Origin of the sequence: Flavobacterium frigoris PS1, assembly GCF_000252125.1 — a bacterium.
Classification (GTDB): domain Bacteria; phylum Bacteroidota; class Bacteroidia; order Flavobacteriales; family Flavobacteriaceae; genus Flavobacterium; species Flavobacterium frigoris_A.
On record NZ_AHKF01000010.1, the window covers coordinates 356,417 to 373,503 of the forward strand.

Sequence of the window (17,087 nt, forward strand, 5' to 3'; positions counted from 1 at the left end):
TCCCAAAACTACCATTAATTTCGAATTTTTTGACGTATACCTGCTTCAAACATGACATAATATGCCTAACAATTAGGAGAGCCATTAATGAATTATTCGTACATTATTATTGACGACGATCAAGAAAGTGTTTTGAAAACAAAAGCCATGGCTGATAGTTTTTCGGAGCTGGAGTTCTTAGCTTCGGCTACTAATTATCAAGACGGCTTGAATCTTATATTAGAGCACACTCCTCAATTAGTTTTTCTCGAGATTGACCCGGCGGATAAAAAAAGCAATTTATCGTTGATGCTTATCAATGAATTATATCGTTATCTGAAAATTGTTCCAAAGATTATCGTTACTACCAAGAAAAAAGATTTGGCATTTGAAGCGATACAATATGAAGTCACGGATTATATATTGAAACCATTAACCCGAATTGATTTTGTGAAATTGATTTTAAAATTAAGCAAGTCAAACACGGAGTCGGAAATTAGTTCATTGAAACAAGCTGTTGTTTCTCATGCAATCCCAAAAAATGCAGAACATATCAAAATTGGCAATACTGAAAAGCCTTTGATATTATGTATAAAATCGTATGGCGATTATAGGTATATAGATGCAAAAGATATTGCCTATTTGCAAGCAGATAATAACTCCACTGATATACATTTAAGTAACGGAGAGATGATTACTGCATTCAAGACTTTGAAACATTTCGAAAGTGTATTGACCTATCCTTTTATTAGAATTCACAATAGTTATATTGTAAACCGTACGTACATTTCTAGAATTCATAATGGTAATACGGTTTGTTATATTAAAAACACCACAATAAAGCTTCCTTTTTCCAAATCATATAAGGCAAATATAGACCTTATTATTAGTGATTTTTCAAACGAAAATTACCTGGAAATCTAAAATGCATCCATTCACATGGATTTGGCATTCATTCACTATCAGATGATTACATTCTACCATTTAAGTTGTGTATTGCAAGAAAAACAGAGGGATGCTGTGTAGATTTACATCGTGGTACTGCAACAACAGCAAGATCATCAAATTAATGTAAATCAAAAAAATAACATAAAAATCCCCTATTATGAAAAAAGCAATCTACACAATCAGTTTATTATCTTTAGTAATGATTTTAACTTCATTCACTACACCAGAAACAAACAACGATAATAATGTAAATATCATTGGGCAAAATGCTGCTGGTGGAAATGTTAAAGTTGATATAATAGGACAAAATGCTGCTGGAGGAAATGTTAAAGTGGACATCATAGGACAAAATGCTGCTGGAGGAAATGTTAAAGTAGATATTATTGGTCAAAATGCTGCTGGAGGAAACGTAAAAGTAGACTAAAATTTAAATTTCTTTTTTAAAATATATATACAGGCTATCAATTATTTGATAGCCTTTTTTAGGTCAATAGTTTTATTTTACTATTTTTGGTAAAACATCTTAACGGCTTTTGAAAAATAAATACCACATACTTCTATTGTTTTTTATGCTATTTGTTTTTTTTGGGTGTTCCAAAAAGGAAATGGATGGTGTATTTCTGACCTCATCTGAAGACAGTCTCTCCACTTACTTTTCATTAGCGAACGATTTTAGTTTGGCTAAAGAGAAAAGACTTGCGTTTACTCAAAAAGCATTTAATGTTGTTGTCAATCAGGACAATGATTCTCTCAATAGAGTAAACTTGTTCAAAGTTGCCAATCGTTATTATAACATAAACGATTGGAAAGCATTTAATAAAACGGTCCATATTGTATTAGAGAAGTCAGAAACTGCAAAGGACACGTTAAATGTAATAAAGGCATATACCTATTTAGGGGATTATTATGATTCACAAGCTATTCTAGATAGTTCTTTTCAGTTTTATTATAAAGCCGAAAAAATGTATGAAAGACAGGGAGATAATTTAAATTTAGGAAAGACACTCATCAATAAAGCAACTTTGCAGTTTAAAGCGGGTGATTTTTTTGGCTCTGAAAAGTCAGTTTTTAATATATTACGAATTATTAAAGATGAGAAATTAGCAAATAATATTTTGTATGATGCGTATAACCTTTTAGGTATTATCTATGGCGAACTTGGGCAGTTTGAGAACGCAATAGCTTATCATAACAAGGCATTGCTAATTAGTGAAGATGAAATAATACCCAAAGTATTTCAGTCAAAAGCGACTACTTATAATAATATAGGCGTTCTATATCTTACATCACAAAAATACTTAGTTGCAAAAGATTACTTTATAAAAGGATTACAGAAAAAAAATGTGATGGTTCAAAAACCTTATGTTTATGCTATGCTATTGGATAATTTAGCCTACTCTAAATTTAAATTGAATGATACAAAAGAATTACCTCAACTATTTTATGAATCACTAAAATTAAGTGACAGCCTTCAACTGACAGCTGGAATCTTTGTTACTAAAATTCATTTATCTGAATATTTTTATTCAAAAAAAGATTTGACCAGAGCATTGCAATATTCTAATGAAGCTCTTTTACTTGGTAGAAACACAAATAATTATCGAGATGTGTTGGTAGCTTTGAAGCAACTTTCAATTATTGAGCCGAAAAAGGCTTCTGTTTATACAAAAGAATATATTCAAATTAATGAAAATCTGCAAAAAGCAGAACGTGCAATGGGGGATAAATTTTCCCGTATTGAATACGAAACGGATAGGATAAAAACAGAGAATTCTAGTTTGGAGGTTCAAAACAGGAATTTGGTATATGTGTTCAGTGCATTAACTATTTTGGGTTTGTTCTTGTATATCATAAAAGCGCAGAAGACTAAGAACAGAGAACTGTTGTATAAACAGCAGCAACAAATTGCCAATGAGGATATTTATAATTTAATGATTTCTCAGCAAAATACGATCGAAACAAATAGGGTAAAGGAGAAAAAAAGAGTGGCACAAGAGCTGCATGATGGTGTTTTGGGAAGGATGTTTGGCGTCAGGATGAACTTGGACAGTTTAAATAATTTTCAGGACGATATTGCTGTCAGTCAAAGAATTAATTATTTGTCTGAATTAAAAAATATCGAACAGGATATTCGTGAAATTTCACATGACCTAAATAGAGAAAAATCGGAATTAATTAATAACTTCGTTGCGATAGTTGACAATCTATTTGAAGAACAAAGAAAGACATTTCCTTCTAAATTAGTCTCAACAATAGATCGCAGGATAAAATGGGAATTAATGGTCAATTCCGTAAAGATCAATTTATTTCGAATTATCCAGGAATCGCTTCAAAATATTAATAAGTATGCCAAAGCAGATTCTATTACTATTGAATTAAAAAGACAGGAGGATGATTTGTTGTTGGTAATTACTGATAATGGAGTTGGATTTAATTCCAAGGCGAAAAAGAAGGGGATAGGAATACAAAATATGCTTTCGCGAACTAAAGAATGCAATGGTCTATTTATTATTAAGTCCAAAAAAGGAGAAGGTACAGTCATTACTGTTACCTTGCCAATAGAACAAAAACAAATACCAACATAAAAATGACAACGGACTCGGAGGGTTTAACGATCACAAAGAATAATATACTAATTGTTGATGACCATCCTTTTATCATACAAGGATATAAAAATGCAATTACTAGATATAATCCAAATAAGTATGAGTTTGTAATATCTGAAGCAAAGGATTGCAAATCGGCATATGATGTTATTACAGATTCAGAGACGCTACCTTTTGATATTGCTTTTTTGGACATAAGTATGCCGCCTTATGAAGAGAAGGGGCTTTATTCTGGTGAAGATTTGGCGAAATTGATTTTAGATACGATGCCTAACTGCAAAATTATTTTGCTTACCATGTTCACTGAATTTTTAAAGATAAAGACAATCATAAAAAATATTAATCCACATGGATTAGTGATTAAAAATGATTTGACATTTGATGAATTATTGTTTGCTTTTGATAAAGTAATTAAAAACGAGCAATATTATAGCCAATCTGTTCTAAAAATGTTGGATTCTCAAGAAGACACTATAGAAATTGATTTATTCGACAAACAAATTTTATTTCACTTGTCCAAAGGAACGAAGACAAAAGATATTCCTCAATACATTCCTATATCTTTAAATGCAATTGAAGTTCGGAAGTTAAATCTTAAGATATTATTAAAAGTAACTGAGGGGAGCGACATCGATTTGGTGCGTGAAGCCCGAAATATTGGACTGTTATTTTAGAAAATAGCAAAAAAAAACGGCATTTTTAAAAAATGCCGTTTTTTGTTTTATTCAGTTATAGAATCCCAACCTCGGGCTTTTAAAGGAATTTTAGTGTTTGCTCTAGTCACTAAATGAATGCCTTCACTTTCCTGAGTCATATGTCCAATAATTGAGAAATTAGGGTTTGCTTTTATCTTATCAAAATCTTCCATAGCGATAGTGAAAAGTAGTTCATAATCTTCGCCTCCATTTATGGCTACTGTAGTGCTATCAATATTAAACTCTTCACATACACTAATAAATTGAGGGTCTAAGGGTAATTTATCTTCGTATAAATTACAACCCACATTTGATTGTTTGCACAAATGCATGATTTCAGAAGATAATCCATCCGAAATATCAATCATTGAAGTCGGTTTTATTTCTAAGGCATGAAATAAAGTACGAATATCTTTTCTTGCTTCTGGTTTCAATTGGCGTTCTATTAAGTAGGTATAAGCATCTAAGTCCGGTTGTGAATTTGGATTTACCTGAAAGACTTGTTTTTCACGTTCTAAAACTTGTAAGCCCATGTATGCTGCTCCAATATCTCCAGTTACCACTAATAAATCGGTTTGTTTCGCGCCATTTCTATATACAATTTCATCTTCGTCAGCCTCACCAATAGCAGTAATGCTTATGATTAGTCCTTTTTGAGAAGAGGTGGTATCACCACCGATAACATCAACGTTATATTCTTTAGCAGCGTGGTTAATTCCAGCAAATAATTCATCTAATGCTTCTAATGGAAAACGATTTGAAACTGCAATAGAAACTGTGATTTGAGTTGCTTTGGCATTCATTGCACAAATATCAGAGATATTAGTGGTGACTGCCTTGTATCCTAAGTGTTTCAAAGGCATATAGGCCAAATCAAAATGTACTCCTTCAATCAATAAGTCAGTCGAAACAACTACTTTTTTATCCTTAAAATCAAGAACGGCAGCATCGTCACCAATTCCTTTTAGTGTTGAAGCCTGATTAATTTTGAAATTTTTTGTTAAATGGTCAATCAATCCAAATTCTCCTAATTGAGCTATACTTGTACGTTGTGGGTTTTTATCTTCAATCATTTTTTTAGTTTATTTTGTCTGACTCTTTTCTTAAATCGATTCAGAGGTACAAAGGTACAAAGTTGGAAAGGTTTTGTCTAATAAAAAACGACACCATCAACGCTAAATGATTGTAAATACTTGTTTTGAGATTTAATATTTTTTTCGCATCTTAGATTAGTAAAACTGTTTACAATGAAAAAACATAAAATCGTAACCCTAACTGTAAATCCAGCACTTGATAAAAGCGCTCATTTCTCAGGACTAGTACCGGAGCAAAAGATTAGGTGTGAAGCTCCTTTATATGATGCAGGAGGAGGAGGGATAAATGTATCTAAAGCAATATCTCGTTTGGAAGGGACTTCTTTGTCTGTAATCGCTTCCGGTGGACCATCAGGCGAAATGATAAAAGAAATTTTAAATAAGGAATCTATTTCATTTCAAAGTATTGAAACTAAAAATTTGACAAGAGAAAGTTTTGTAGCTGTTGATGATAATACCAATTCGCAATATCGTTTTAATTTCCCAGGGACTTCAGTGACGGACGCTGAAAAAAACGAGATTATTAAAACTGTTGAAGGTCTTGAGGCGGAATTTATTGTCGTAAGCGGAAGTTTGAGAGATGGTTTGTCTGTAGATTTTTATCAACAGATTGCTAAAATCGCAAAAAAATCAGATACAAAAATGATTGTTGATACCTCAGGTGAAGGATTGAAAAAGGTATTGGAAACTGGAGTATATCTCATTAAACCCAATGTGGGTGAGTTAGCAAAACTAATTGGTGTGGAGCGTCTCGAAATGGAAGAAGTCAATGATGCTGCCAAGCAAATTATTGAAAAAGGCGGAGCTGAAATTGTAGTTGTTTCACTTGGTCCTCAAGGTGCGGTTCTGGTAACTAAAGATTCGTATGATTATGTCCCTGCTCCTAATGTTGCTAAAAAAAGTACAGTGGGAGCTGGAGACAGTATGGTAGGCGGAATGGTTTGGGCGCTTTCGCAAAATAAAAACCTAAAAGAAGTAATCCGTTGGGGTGTTGCCTGTGGTTCAGCGGCAACAATGAACGAAGGAACGCAGTTATTTAAATTGGAAGATGCGAAACGATTGTTTGAATGGTTGAAGGATAAATAATTGTAGTTTTATTATTGTATTGTAGAGACACAAGTATGATTTATAGACACGAGATTTAGGCATACACACTAAAGTGCGTCTCTACTGAAATACCATAAAAAAACCCTGACAACTTTTACATCATCAGGGTTCTCTTTTTACTGTTTTCTATATTCTTTTCTCTAAAAAAAGTTAATCATTCAATTTCAAAACGGCCATAAACGCTTCTTGTGGAATTTCAACATTTCCAACTAATCTCATACGTTTCTTTCCTTTTTTCTGTTTTTCAAGTAATTTACGCTTACGAGAAATATCACCACCATAACATTTGGCAGTCACATCCTTACGTAGCGCTTTAATGGTTTCACGTGAGATCACTTTTACACCGATAGCCGCCTGAACAGGAATGTCAAATTGTTGTCTTGGAATCAATTCCTTCAATTTTTCACACATTTTTTTACCTATCGAGTAAGCGTTGTCTGTATGCATTAATGACGATAAAGCATCTACAATTGTTGCGTTTAATAATATATCTACTTTAACCAAATTAGAAGTTCGCATTCCAATAGGTGTGTAATCAAATGAAGCATATCCTTTAGAAACCGTTTTTAAACGATCGTAAAAATCAAATACAATCTCAGCTAATGGCATGTCAAAAGTCAATTCAACTCGTTCTGTTGTCAAATACGTTTGATTGGTAATTAAACCTCGTTTTTCGATACATAAACTCATTACGTTGCCTACGTAATCTGCTTTAGTAATGATAGTTGCTTTGATAAAAGGCTCTTCAACATGGTCTAAACGAGAAGGTTCAGGTAAGTCGGAAGGGTTATTTACAATCAAAACAGTATCAGGATTTTTCTTGGTAAACGCATGGTAAGAAACGTTAGGAACAGTGGTGATAACAGTCATGTTGAACTCTCTCTCTAAACGCTCTTGGATAATCTCCATGTGTAACATTCCTAAGAAGCCACAACGGAAACCAAAACCTAATGCTGCCGAACTTTCCGGTAAAAACACAAGAGAAGCATCGTTCAATTGCAGTTTTTCCATAGAGTTTCTCAACTCCTCATAATCTTCGGTGTCTACAGGGTAAATTCCAGCAAAAACCATCGGTTTTACATCCTCAAAACCTGTAATTATATTTGTTGTTGGATTTTTTGCATCCGTCAAGGTATCTCCTACTTTTACTTCTTTAGCTTCTTTAATTCCTGAAATTAAATATCCAACATCGCCTGCTGAAATTACTTGTTTCGGAACTTGGTTTAATTTTAATGTACCAATTTCATCTGCAAAATATTCATTGCCTGTAGCCATGAATTTTATCTTCTGACCCTTTTTGATTTGTCCGTTTTTCACACGGAAAATAACTTCAATTCCGCGAAAAGGATTGTAGTGAGAGTCAAAAATCAAAGCTTGTAAAGGCTCATCAATATTTCCTGATGGAGGTGGGATTTTTTCTATAATGGCAGCCAAAATATTTTCGACACCAAAACCAGTTTTTCCAGAAGCATGAATGATATCTTCCAATTTACAACCTAGCAAATCAATAATATCGTCACTTACCTCTTCTGGGTTCGCAGATGGTAAATCTACTTTATTCAGAACCGGAATAATTTCCAAGTCATTCTCTAAAGCCAAATATAAATTTGAGATTGTTTGTGCTTGTATGCTTTGAGCTGCATCAACAATCAAAAGTGCTCCTTCACAGGCAGCAATCGATCGAGAAACTTCATAAGAAAAATCAACATGTCCAGGGGTATCAATCAAGTTCAAGATGTATTCTTGTCCTTTATAAGTATATTCCATTTGGATTGCGTGACTTTTAATGGTAATCCCACGTTCACGTTCCAAGTCCATGTTATCAAGTAATTGTGCTTTTTCTTGACGAGCTGTAACTGTTTGAGTTGCCCCTAATAAACGGTCAGCAAGTGTACTTTTTCCGTGGTCAATATGTGCAATAATGCAAAAATTCCTTATATGTTTCATCTTCTATATAGTATCAAGTTTTTTTGGGCGTGTCTTTGCTTCCACTATCGTTCCAGCAAAGTCGGGCTATCCGCTATATCTTTTGTTTCGCAAACTTCACAAAAGGATGTCGCTTCTATCCCTCACGCACGATCGCAAATGGCGACAATTAATCTGCAAATATACGCTAAAATCAATAGGTTCAAAGCCTAGAATTAGTAAACTAATAGGTTAAGTCATAAGTCTTTTCGTTAACTACTTTCTATGATTCATCTAAATGTTGTAATTTTGCACAAAATTTAAGCAGATGATTAAGATTGGCAACATAGAATTACCAGATTTCCCTTTACTTCTCGCTCCTATGGAGGACGTGAGTGATCCGCCTTTTCGCAGGTTGTGTAAAATGCATGGTGCTGATATGATGTACTCTGAATTTATTTCTTCTGAGGGACTGATTCGCGATGCGATAAAAAGCCGAATGAAATTAGATATCTTCGACTATGAGCGACCTGTTGGTATTCAGATTTTTGGAGGAGACGAGGAAGCGATGGCCATGTCATCTAAAATTGTTACAACGGTAAATCCAGACATCATCGACATTAACTTTGGTTGTCCCGTGAAAAAAGTCGTTTGCAAAGGAGCCGGAGCTGGAGTATTAAAAGATGTTGATTTAATGATACGCTTGACACAAGCGGTTATTGATAGTACAAATCTGCCTGTTACGGTAAAAACGCGTTTGGGATGGGATGATAATTCGATCAATATAGATGAGGTTGCGGAGCGCTTGCAAGACATTGGTGTTGCGGCTTTAAGTATTCACGCCAGAACTCGTGCACAGATGTACAAAGGTCACTCTGATTGGTCTCATATTGCACGGGTAAAAAACAACCCTAGAATCACCATGCCTATTTTTGGTAACGGAGACATTGACAGTCCGGAAAAAGCATTGCAATATAAAAATGAATACGGTATTGATGGAATTATGATTGGTCGTGCCGCAATTGGATATCCTTGGATTTTTAACGAAATCAAACATTACTTCAAAACAGGAGAACATTTGGCTAAGCCTACTGTCGTTGATCGTGTAGAAGCAGTGCGTAACCATTTGACTTGGGCGATGGAATGGAAAGGCGAAAGATTAGGTATAGTGGAAACAAGACCGCATTATACTAATTATTTCAAAGGAATTCATTCGTTTAAACCTTTCAAACAACAATTGGTTACACAAGACGATCCTGCCGAATTATTCGCAATTCTGAATAATATAGAACAAGCTTATGCTGGTTACGAAGTAGTTTAAAAAGAATAGTTAAACTCGAATTCCACTGATTTCCACGAATTAATTTGTGTAAATTAGTGGAATTCGTATTTTAGATAGCCTTATTAGTTCTCTGGAGAGCTGCTGCGCTACGTCTTTACTTACAACTCATCTATTCTAACAATTTCTTACTCACGCGGCTACTCGCAATCAATGAAGCAATAAAGCCAAGAGTAACAATTGTTCCCATAACAATCAATACGTTTGTTAACGTAAAAACGACTGGATAAGCTAGTGTAGGTGTAATCATAACTAGTTGGAAATGTTGCTGCAATAGTACAATAGCAATTCCTAAAGTCAGTCCAATAACCCCGCCAAAAATACTCAATAGCGTTCCTTGAAGTAAAAATATTTGTCGCAAATCCTTGATTTCGGTTCCTAGATTAAAAAGCGTTTTTAAGTTCCCTTTTTTGTCTAGAATCATCATAATCAATGCACCGATTAGGTTGAAAAGTGCCACAACTATCACCAAAGTAAATATTAAATACACCGCAATATTCTCGGTGTTCAACATTTTATACAGCGACTCGTTGAGCTGTGCTCTATTTTTTACCGTGATTTTATTTTTGAAAATGGTTTGCAGTTGGTCGATAATGGCATCTTCGTCGGCTCCAGTTTTTTCTTTAAGCTCAATTCCTGAAATCTGATTGTTTTTGTATTCAAGTAATTCTTGGGCTAAGCCTAAATCGGCAAATACATATTTAGAGTCCAAGTCCTCGCTGATGGCATAAATTCCTACTGGAAAAACATCGCTTTTGTTAAATGCTTGTTCCGCATTTTCAACGGTGCCTTTTCCTGGTTTTGGTACCAGAACTTCCAGATTTTTATTGAAATCAAGCAAGCCCATCGAGAATTTTTGTGCAATTCCGTAACCTACAACTACCTGGTAGCTGTCCGGCTCAAGCCATTGACCATTGTAAAGTGTTTTTTTAATGGCGTTGACCTTACTGAAATTGGGGTCAACACCTTTCAGATACGTAACTTCCTGCTTGTCGTCAAAAACAAATAAAACGCGTTCCTCTATTATTTTAGAATAAGAGGCAATACCTTCAATTTTATTTATTTGAGCTTCCTGTTCTGGAGTAACAAAAAAGGATTTCCCTAGAGTACTGCTTATTTTCAGATCTGGATCGATATCATTGGTAAACGAAAGACTAAAAACTTTCAGTCCGCTAAAAACTGACAAGACCACAAACAAAGCCATCGCACCCACAATGATTCCCATGCTCGCAATGCGATTAATGATATTTATGGCATTGTTTTTACTGTTACTAAGAATGTAACGTTTGGCTATGTAAAGGGAAAAATTCAAATTATATCAGCTTGCGTTTCTCTAAAAGATCCCTGTTTTCAATTGGGTTGTCTCTGTTTGATAATGCATTGTCAATTTTTTCAATGTAATCTAAAGAGTCATCAATAAAGAAAACCAAGTTAGGCACCTTTCTTAATTGCAAACGTACTCTTTGTGATAAATCGTGTTTTATTGTTTTAGCATTTGACTTAACCGCCTCTAAAATTTCTTTTGCTTTGTCTTGAGGAAAAACGCTTAAATAAACTGTAGCCACAGATAAATCTGTTGTCACAGTAACCTTGGATACCGAAATAATTAAATTACTTACTCCGTTTTTTCTCACTTCACCTTGTAGGATGTCAACCAAATCTTTTTGGATAACCCCACCTATTTTTTTCTGTCTATTTGTTTCCATAGTGCAAAAATACTACTTTTAAACATTAAACAAACAAATTTTAAAAACTAGCTAGCAATAGTTGTGTTTTTAGGAGCTTTTTCCTGCTGTGCACTTTATCATTCCTGCCAACCACTGGCAAGAAAGGATGCCGTTTCCATTAGGGCTACGGCTTTTGGGAAATTAGAAAGTTGAGTTTAAATCAGAAATCTAAAATCGTTAATCAGAAATCTAAAATCCAGATGCAAAGACCTTCTTTCTCCATATATGACGCTTCCGCAGGTTCCGGTAAAACATATGCACTTGTCAAAGAGTACCTGAAAATTATTTTGGTAGCTCACAAAAACGATGCGTATAGAAACATTCTTGCCATTACGTTTACTAACAAAGCGGTTCACGAAATGAAAAGCCGTATTGTAGGAAGTCTGTCTGAATTTGCCAAAGATGAACCTTCACAAAAGGCACAGGATTTAATGCAGGATTTAGCAATTGACACGGAGCTATCGACTATCCAAATCAAAACGAAATCGCAGCAAATCATCAAGCATATTATTCATAATTATGCCGCTTTTGATATTTCGACGATTGACAAATTTACCCATAAAGTGATTCGGGCTTTTGCGCATGATCTTAACTTGCCCATGACGTTTGAGGTGACTTTGGACACTGAGAATTTATTAATTGAAGCTGTAGATGCCATCATTGCTCAAGCTGGAGAAGATGAAACTTTGACCAAGTTATTGATCGATTTCACCATGGAAAAAACCGATGATGATAAGTCTTGGGATATTTCGCGCGAAATTCTAGATACGGGTCGCTTGGTGCTGAATGAAAATCACCGTTCTCAGATTACTCATTTTCATGACAAATCCATTGCTGATTTCGTCGAAATAAAAAAGAAATTAGTCGAAACCTCTAAGGTTTTAGACAAAGAAAATGCTTCGTTAGCTGAAGGACTATTAGTTTTAATAGAAAATAACGGAATCGATTTAAAGTCGTTTTCTAGAGGAACGTTTCCGAATCATTTAATTAGTATTCGTGATGGAAAATTCAACCCGAAAAACAAGACTTTTCACGAGTTTGATGATATTGCCATCAATAAAACTGCTAAAGACCGCGCTTTAATAGAAAATCTAATTCCAGAATTAATCCAAATTCTAGCCAGGATTTATAAAAATTTCGAAAAAAGAGATTTCTACAAAGCCTTTCTTAAAAATATAACACCACTTTCATTACTGAATACGGTGAGCAATGAATTGGCTAAAATTCAAGAAGAACAAAACGTACTTTCAATAACCGAATTTAACGCCATTATTCACCGCGAAATTCAAAATCAGCCTGCGCCTTTTATATACGAGCGATTAGGGGAACGTTACCGTCATTTTTTTATAGATGAATTCCAAGATACTTCTGAAATGCAATGGCAAAACCTGATTCCGCTTATCGATAATGCACTTTCGGGTCAAGATGATTTTGGAGAAAAAGGAACTCTGATGATTGTGGGCGACCCAAAACAGTCTATTTATCGTTGGCGTGGCGGAAAAGCAGAGCAGTTTATTGAATTAAGCAAAGACAACAATCCGTTTAATAACCCCGATAAAAAATTAGAGCATTTAGATAAAAATTACCGCAGCTATTCGCAAGTAATTGACTTTAATAATGAATTTTTTAAATTGGTGTCTGGTGAGTTTGAGCATCCTGATTACAAAGATTTGTATGAAAATCACAGCCATCAAAAAACGAATAATAAAACGGGCGGTTATGTGAATATTTCTTTTATTCCAAAAGTAGAAACGACCGAAGAGGATGAAGAAGCTTTGGATAAAACGGAACTATTTGTTTTAGCGACTTTAAATACAATTCAAAAAGTCCTTCGGGATGGTTTTGAATACAAAGACATTGTCATTTTAACGCGCAAACGTGGACAAGGTGTCGCGATTGCTAATTATTTGACAGAGCAAAATATTCCGCTTTTATCTTCAGAAACCTTGATGATACAAAACGCGACCGAAGTGCGCTTGATTATTCACTTACTAAAATACTTAAAAAACAACGCCGATTTAGAAGCAAAAGCTTATTTCCTGCATTATATCGCAGAGCATGTTCAAGATAAATTAGCTGTGCATGATTTCATTGCCCAAGGAATGGAGCACAAAAACGAACTGGAATTTGAGAATTGGCTCACGAGTTTTGATATATCACTTTCGTTTCAAAACATCCGTAAAAAGTCATTATACGAAGCGGTAGAGATTATTGTATCCAAATTTTTGTCGCCAAAGCTAGCCAAAGGCGGCGGAGCATATGTGCAATACTTTCTCGACATCGTTCTCGAGCGTGATGTACGCAATCAAGCTGGAATTTCTGATTTCTTGAATTTTTGGGATAAGAATGCGGAGAAATTCAGTATTCCGTCACCTGAAGGGAATAATGCTGTGCGCATTATGACCATTCACAAATCAAAAGGTCTGGAATTTCCAGTAGTGATTATGCCTTTTGCAGAGGAAGATTATAGCCGAAAACCAAAAGATAAATTATGGTTAGATGCTCCGGAAATGGATTTTGGTTTGCCTAAAGTTCTGATTGACAATAGTAGCGCTGTGGAAGGTTTTGGTGAAGAAGCAAAATCAGTTTACGATTTAAAAAAGCAGGAAGAACTTTTGGATAATATTAATGTTTTATATGTTGCTTTGACCCGTGCAGAAGAGCAACTGTATATTATATCCAATATGAATTTAACAAATAAAGGAGAAGTAAAGACCAATAATATGTCGACTTTTTTTATTAATTATTTAAATAGTAAGGATGGTTTTGAAGAGGGTAAATTCGAATATGAATTTGGCAGCCCGACAAAATTATCTTCAGCTTCAAAACATGTAGATACATCAAAAAAGATTGAAGTAGTTGCAGAAACATTAAATCCCAAGAACATTAAAATTGCCCAACGAGAAGCGTTAATGTGGGGAACGTATCAGCAGGAATCAATCGAGTACGGAAATGTGGTGCACGAAATTCTTTCATTTGTAAAAATAAAAGAAGATGTAGAACTGGCTGTTGATAAAGCAATCGAAAACGGATTGATTAATTTTGGACAAAAGGAATTGGTGTATCAAACGATTCAGGACATTGTCAATCATAAGGAATTGGAATTGTTCTTTGCGGAAGGGAATACCGTTTTAAACGAACAAACCATTATTCAAAAAGAAGGTAGTACAATAAAACCTGACAGAATGGTTGTAACCAGTATTGATGAAGTTTATTTGTTGGATTATAAAACAGGGGTTCATAATGCAAAATATCAAAAGCAACTAGAGAATTACCAACATGCAATTGAATTAATGGGTTATAAAGTCGTAAAAAAAGCACTGATTTATATAGGAAAACAAATTGATGTAGTAAATTTGTAGTGTAAAAATGAATTATTCGCAAAAGTAAATTTTCAAAAGCAACTAAATTTAATAGAAAAGGATAGTTATTTTAACAATGTTATTTGCGTTAGGATAACTTTAAACAAATTAAACTTGAAACAAAATACACCATAAATTATGTACGGAAAAATTAAAGAACATCTTCAAAACGAATTACAAACAATTGAAGATAACGGGATTTTTAAGAAAGAAAGAATCATTACATCACCGCAAGATGCTGAAATCACGGTTTCGACAGGAGAAACGGTTTTGAATTTTTGTGCAAATAATTATTTAGGATTATCATCACACCCAGAGGTGATCCAAGCGGCGAAAGATGCAATGGATACTCATGGATTCGGAATGTCATCTGTACGTTTTATTTGTGGTACACAAGATATTCACAAAACATTAGAAAGAAAGATTTCTGAGTTTTACGGGACGGAAGATACTATTTTATATGCGGCGGCTTTTGATGCAAACGGAGGGGTTTTTGAACCTTTATTTGGAGAAGGAGATGCTATAATTTCAGATAGTTTGAATCATGCCTCTATTATTGATGGAGTTCGTTTGTGTAAAGCAGCACGTTACCGTTATGCAAATAACGACATGGCCGATTTAGAACAACAACTAATCAAAGCAAATGAATCGGGCAGTCGTTTTAAAATAATAGTTACTGACGGTGTTTTTTCTATGGACGGTATTGTAGCATCGTTAGACAAAATTTGTGACCTAGCGGATAAATATGATGCGATGGTTATGGTAGATGAATGTCATGCTGCCGGTTTTATTGGAGCGACAGGAAAAGGAACACTTGAGGCTAAAGGAGTAATGGGAAGAGTCGATATCATCACTGGAACTCTTGGAAAAGCCTTGGGAGGAGCAATGGGCGGATATACGACCGCTAAAAAAGAAATCATCGAATTGTTGCGTCAGCGTTCAAGACCGTATTTATTCTCTAATTCTTTAGCACCTGCTATTGTTGGAGCATCGATTAAAGTTTTTGAACTTTTAGAAAAAGACACTACTTTACGAGATAAGTTGGAATGGAATACAAATTATTTCAAAGACGGAATGAAAAAGGCTGGTTTTGATATCGTTGAAGGAGATTCTGCGATTGTGCCAGTTATGCTCTATGATGCTAAGTTGTCACAAACTATGGCTGATGAATTACTTAAAAAAGGGATCTACGTAATTGGATTCTTTTTCCCTGTTGTGCCCAAAGATAAGGCAAGAATCAGGGTTCAGCTGTCAGCCGCACATACAAAAGAGCATTTGGATAAAGCTATAGCTGCATTTATCGAAGTGGGTGAGTCTTTAAATGTTGTGTAATTACATTTAGAAGTTGTATAATTTCCACTTTTGGTGGTTTATATAGGTTTTTTTTAACATTTCTTTTTGTAGTTAAAGAATTACGCGTTACTTTTGTGTGTAATTAACTAAATTGTAATCAAAAAAATTAAGTATGAAACATCTTAACAAAATTTTAGTTGCTGTAATGATGGTGATGGGCTTAAGCTCTCACGCACAAGACAGTAACAACCCATGGGCTGTCTCTTTTGGAGTTAATGCCGTAGACACTAAAACAAGTGCTGGTGGTGGAAATGGATGGTTAGATCAGCATTTCTCTCAACCTTTTGCTGTAAAAGACAACTGGAATGTTCTTCCTTCTGTATCGTACATCAGTGTATCGAAGTACTTAGGGGATAATTTCTCTTTTGGAGTTCAGGGTTCTGTGAACAAAATTGATAAATATGTAAAATTTGACCCTACTGCTGTTGGTCATGATTCAAGAGGGTATGTAGTATCTAACCCAGGAGATTTAATGTATTATGGTATTGATGCTAGTGTTAAATACAGCTTCATGAGCCTTATCAATTCTAAAGTTATTGACCCTTCGTTACACGTAGGTGGAGGTTATACTTTCTTTGGAGATAGTAGTTATGGTACTGTAAATCCAGGTGCTGGATTAACTTTTTGGTTTTCAGATAACATCGGTTTTTCGCTTGAAACGTCATACAAAAAAGCGTTTGGAGATAGAGAAGATGCTTCAGGAACACCAGATGCACCATCACATTTTCAACACACTGCTGGTCTTACTTTCAAATTTGGAGGAAAAGATACTGACGGAGATGGAATCTACGATAAAGATGATGCTTGTCCAGAAGTTGCTGGTTTGAAAGAATTCAATGGTTGTCCTGATACTGATGGAGATGGAATTATCGATGGAAATGATGCTTGTCCAGATGTATTTGGTTTAGCTGCATTAAACGGTTGTCCTGACACTGACGGAGATGGTATTGCTGATAAAGATGATGCTTGTCC

13 protein-coding genes are annotated in these 17,087 nt (G+C 34.7%); 9 read left to right on the top strand and 4 right to left on the bottom strand.

Features of this window, described 5'->3' with window-relative positions:
• Positions 1–87 precede the first annotated feature (87 nt).
• From HJ01_RS03970 to HJ01_RS03985, 4 genes are all read left to right on the top strand, one after another.
• Positions 88–903 carry a LytR/AlgR family response regulator transcription factor gene (locus tag HJ01_RS03970; protein WP_040473663.1) on the top strand — a complete coding sequence of 272 codons (816 nt, stop codon included), beginning with the start codon at positions 88–90 and terminating at the stop codon, positions 901–903.
• A 181-nt stretch (positions 904–1,084) separates the two neighbouring features.
• Positions 1,085–1,351, top strand: a complete 267-nt coding sequence (locus tag HJ01_RS03975; protein ID WP_007137014.1) for a hypothetical protein — start codon at positions 1,085–1,087, stop codon at positions 1,349–1,351.
• A gap of 181 nt (positions 1,352–1,532) precedes the next feature.
• Entirely contained in the window at positions 1,533–3,512 is a 1,980-nt protein-coding gene (locus tag HJ01_RS03980) for a tetratricopeptide repeat protein (RefSeq protein WP_007137015.1), read from the top strand.
• A gap of 2 nt (positions 3,513–3,514) precedes the next feature.
• Positions 3,515–4,207, top strand: coding sequence for a response regulator (locus tag HJ01_RS03985; RefSeq protein WP_007137016.1), 693 nt, complete (start codon positions 3,515–3,517; stop codon positions 4,205–4,207).
• Between the two features lie 47 nt (positions 4,208–4,254).
• Here the strand turns inward: HJ01_RS03985 and thiL are convergent, their stop codons facing one another.
• Entirely contained in the window at positions 4,255–5,301 is a 1,047-nt protein-coding gene (gene thiL / locus HJ01_RS03990) for a thiamine-phosphate kinase (RefSeq protein ID WP_007137017.1), read from the bottom strand.
• 174 nt (positions 5,302–5,475) lie between these two features.
• Between thiL and HJ01_RS03995 the strand changes: the two genes are divergently transcribed.
• Positions 5,476–6,408, top strand: a complete 933-nt coding sequence (locus HJ01_RS03995) for a 1-phosphofructokinase family hexose kinase (protein WP_007137018.1) — start codon at positions 5,476–5,478, stop codon at positions 6,406–6,408.
• A 171-nt stretch (positions 6,409–6,579) separates the two neighbouring features.
• Here the strand turns inward: HJ01_RS03995 and lepA are convergent, their stop codons facing one another.
• The gene (gene lepA, locus HJ01_RS04000) at positions 6,580–8,376 is read right to left on the bottom strand and encodes a translation elongation factor 4 (protein ID WP_007137019.1); all 1,797 of its coding nucleotides are present in this window, start codon (positions 8,374–8,376) and stop codon (positions 6,580–6,582) included.
• Positions 8,377–8,662: 286 nt separating this feature from the next.
• Between lepA and dusB the strand changes: the two genes are divergently transcribed.
• Positions 8,663–9,655: a tRNA dihydrouridine synthase DusB gene (dusB, locus tag HJ01_RS04005; protein WP_040473665.1), complete on the top strand. Its 993-nt coding sequence runs from the start codon at positions 8,663–8,665 to the stop codon at positions 9,653–9,655.
• A 130-nt stretch (positions 9,656–9,785) separates the two neighbouring features.
• Here the strand turns inward: dusB and HJ01_RS04010 are convergent, their stop codons facing one another.
• Positions 9,786–10,985 carry an ABC transporter permease gene (locus HJ01_RS04010; protein WP_040473666.1) on the bottom strand — a complete coding sequence of 400 codons (1,200 nt, stop codon included), beginning with the start codon at positions 10,983–10,985 and terminating at the stop codon, positions 9,786–9,788.
• A gap of 1 nt (position 10,986) precedes the next feature.
• Positions 10,987–11,379 carry a 30S ribosome-binding factor RbfA gene (rbfA, locus tag HJ01_RS04015; RefSeq protein ID WP_007137022.1) on the bottom strand — a complete coding sequence of 131 codons (393 nt, stop codon included), beginning with the start codon at positions 11,377–11,379 and terminating at the stop codon, positions 10,987–10,989.
• 221 nt (positions 11,380–11,600) lie between these two features.
• Between rbfA and HJ01_RS04020 the strand changes: the two genes are divergently transcribed.
• From HJ01_RS04020 to HJ01_RS04030, 3 genes are all read left to right on the top strand, one after another.
• A complete protein-coding gene (locus tag HJ01_RS04020) occupies positions 11,601–14,762 on the top strand; it encodes a UvrD-helicase domain-containing protein (RefSeq protein ID WP_007137023.1) in 3,162 nt (1,053 codons plus the stop codon).
• Positions 14,763–14,900: 138 nt separating this feature from the next.
• A complete protein-coding gene (gene kbl / locus HJ01_RS04025) occupies positions 14,901–16,094 on the top strand; it encodes a glycine C-acetyltransferase (protein WP_007137024.1) in 1,194 nt (397 codons plus the stop codon).
• Positions 16,095–16,227: 133 nt separating this feature from the next.
• A partial coding sequence (locus HJ01_RS04030; protein WP_040473667.1) for a thrombospondin type 3 repeat-containing protein occupies positions 16,228–17,087 on the top strand: 860 nt, incomplete at its 3' end.

Bases quoted from the DNA above. Each gene is read 5' to 3' on its own strand.
- thiL (WP_007137017.1), bottom strand. From the start codon at position 5,301: ATGATTGAAGATAAAAACCCACAACGTACAAGTATAGCTCAATTAGGA.
- HJ01_RS03970 (WP_040473663.1), top strand. From the start codon at position 88: ATGAATTATTCGTACATTATTATTGACGACGATCAAGAAAGTGTTTTG.
- HJ01_RS03975 (WP_007137014.1), top strand. From the start codon at position 1,085: ATGAAAAAAGCAATCTACACAATCAGTTTATTATCTTTAGTAATGATT.
- HJ01_RS04020 (WP_007137023.1), top strand. From the start codon at position 11,601: ATGCAAAGACCTTCTTTCTCCATATATGACGCTTCCGCAGGTTCCGGT.
- HJ01_RS03995 (WP_007137018.1), top strand. From the start codon at position 5,476: ATGAAAAAACATAAAATCGTAACCCTAACTGTAAATCCAGCACTTGAT.
- kbl (WP_007137024.1), top strand. From the start codon at position 14,901: ATGTACGGAAAAATTAAAGAACATCTTCAAAACGAATTACAAACAATT.
- HJ01_RS03985 (WP_007137016.1), top strand. From the start codon at position 3,515: ATGACAACGGACTCGGAGGGTTTAACGATCACAAAGAATAATATACTA.
- HJ01_RS03980 (WP_007137015.1), top strand. From the start codon at position 1,533: ATGGATGGTGTATTTCTGACCTCATCTGAAGACAGTCTCTCCACTTAC.
- dusB (WP_040473665.1), top strand. From the start codon at position 8,663: ATGATTAAGATTGGCAACATAGAATTACCAGATTTCCCTTTACTTCTC.
- lepA (WP_007137019.1), bottom strand. From the start codon at position 8,376: ATGAAACATATAAGGAATTTTTGCATTATTGCACATATTGACCACGGA.
- rbfA (WP_007137022.1), bottom strand. From the start codon at position 11,379: ATGGAAACAAATAGACAGAAAAAAATAGGTGGGGTTATCCAAAAAGAT.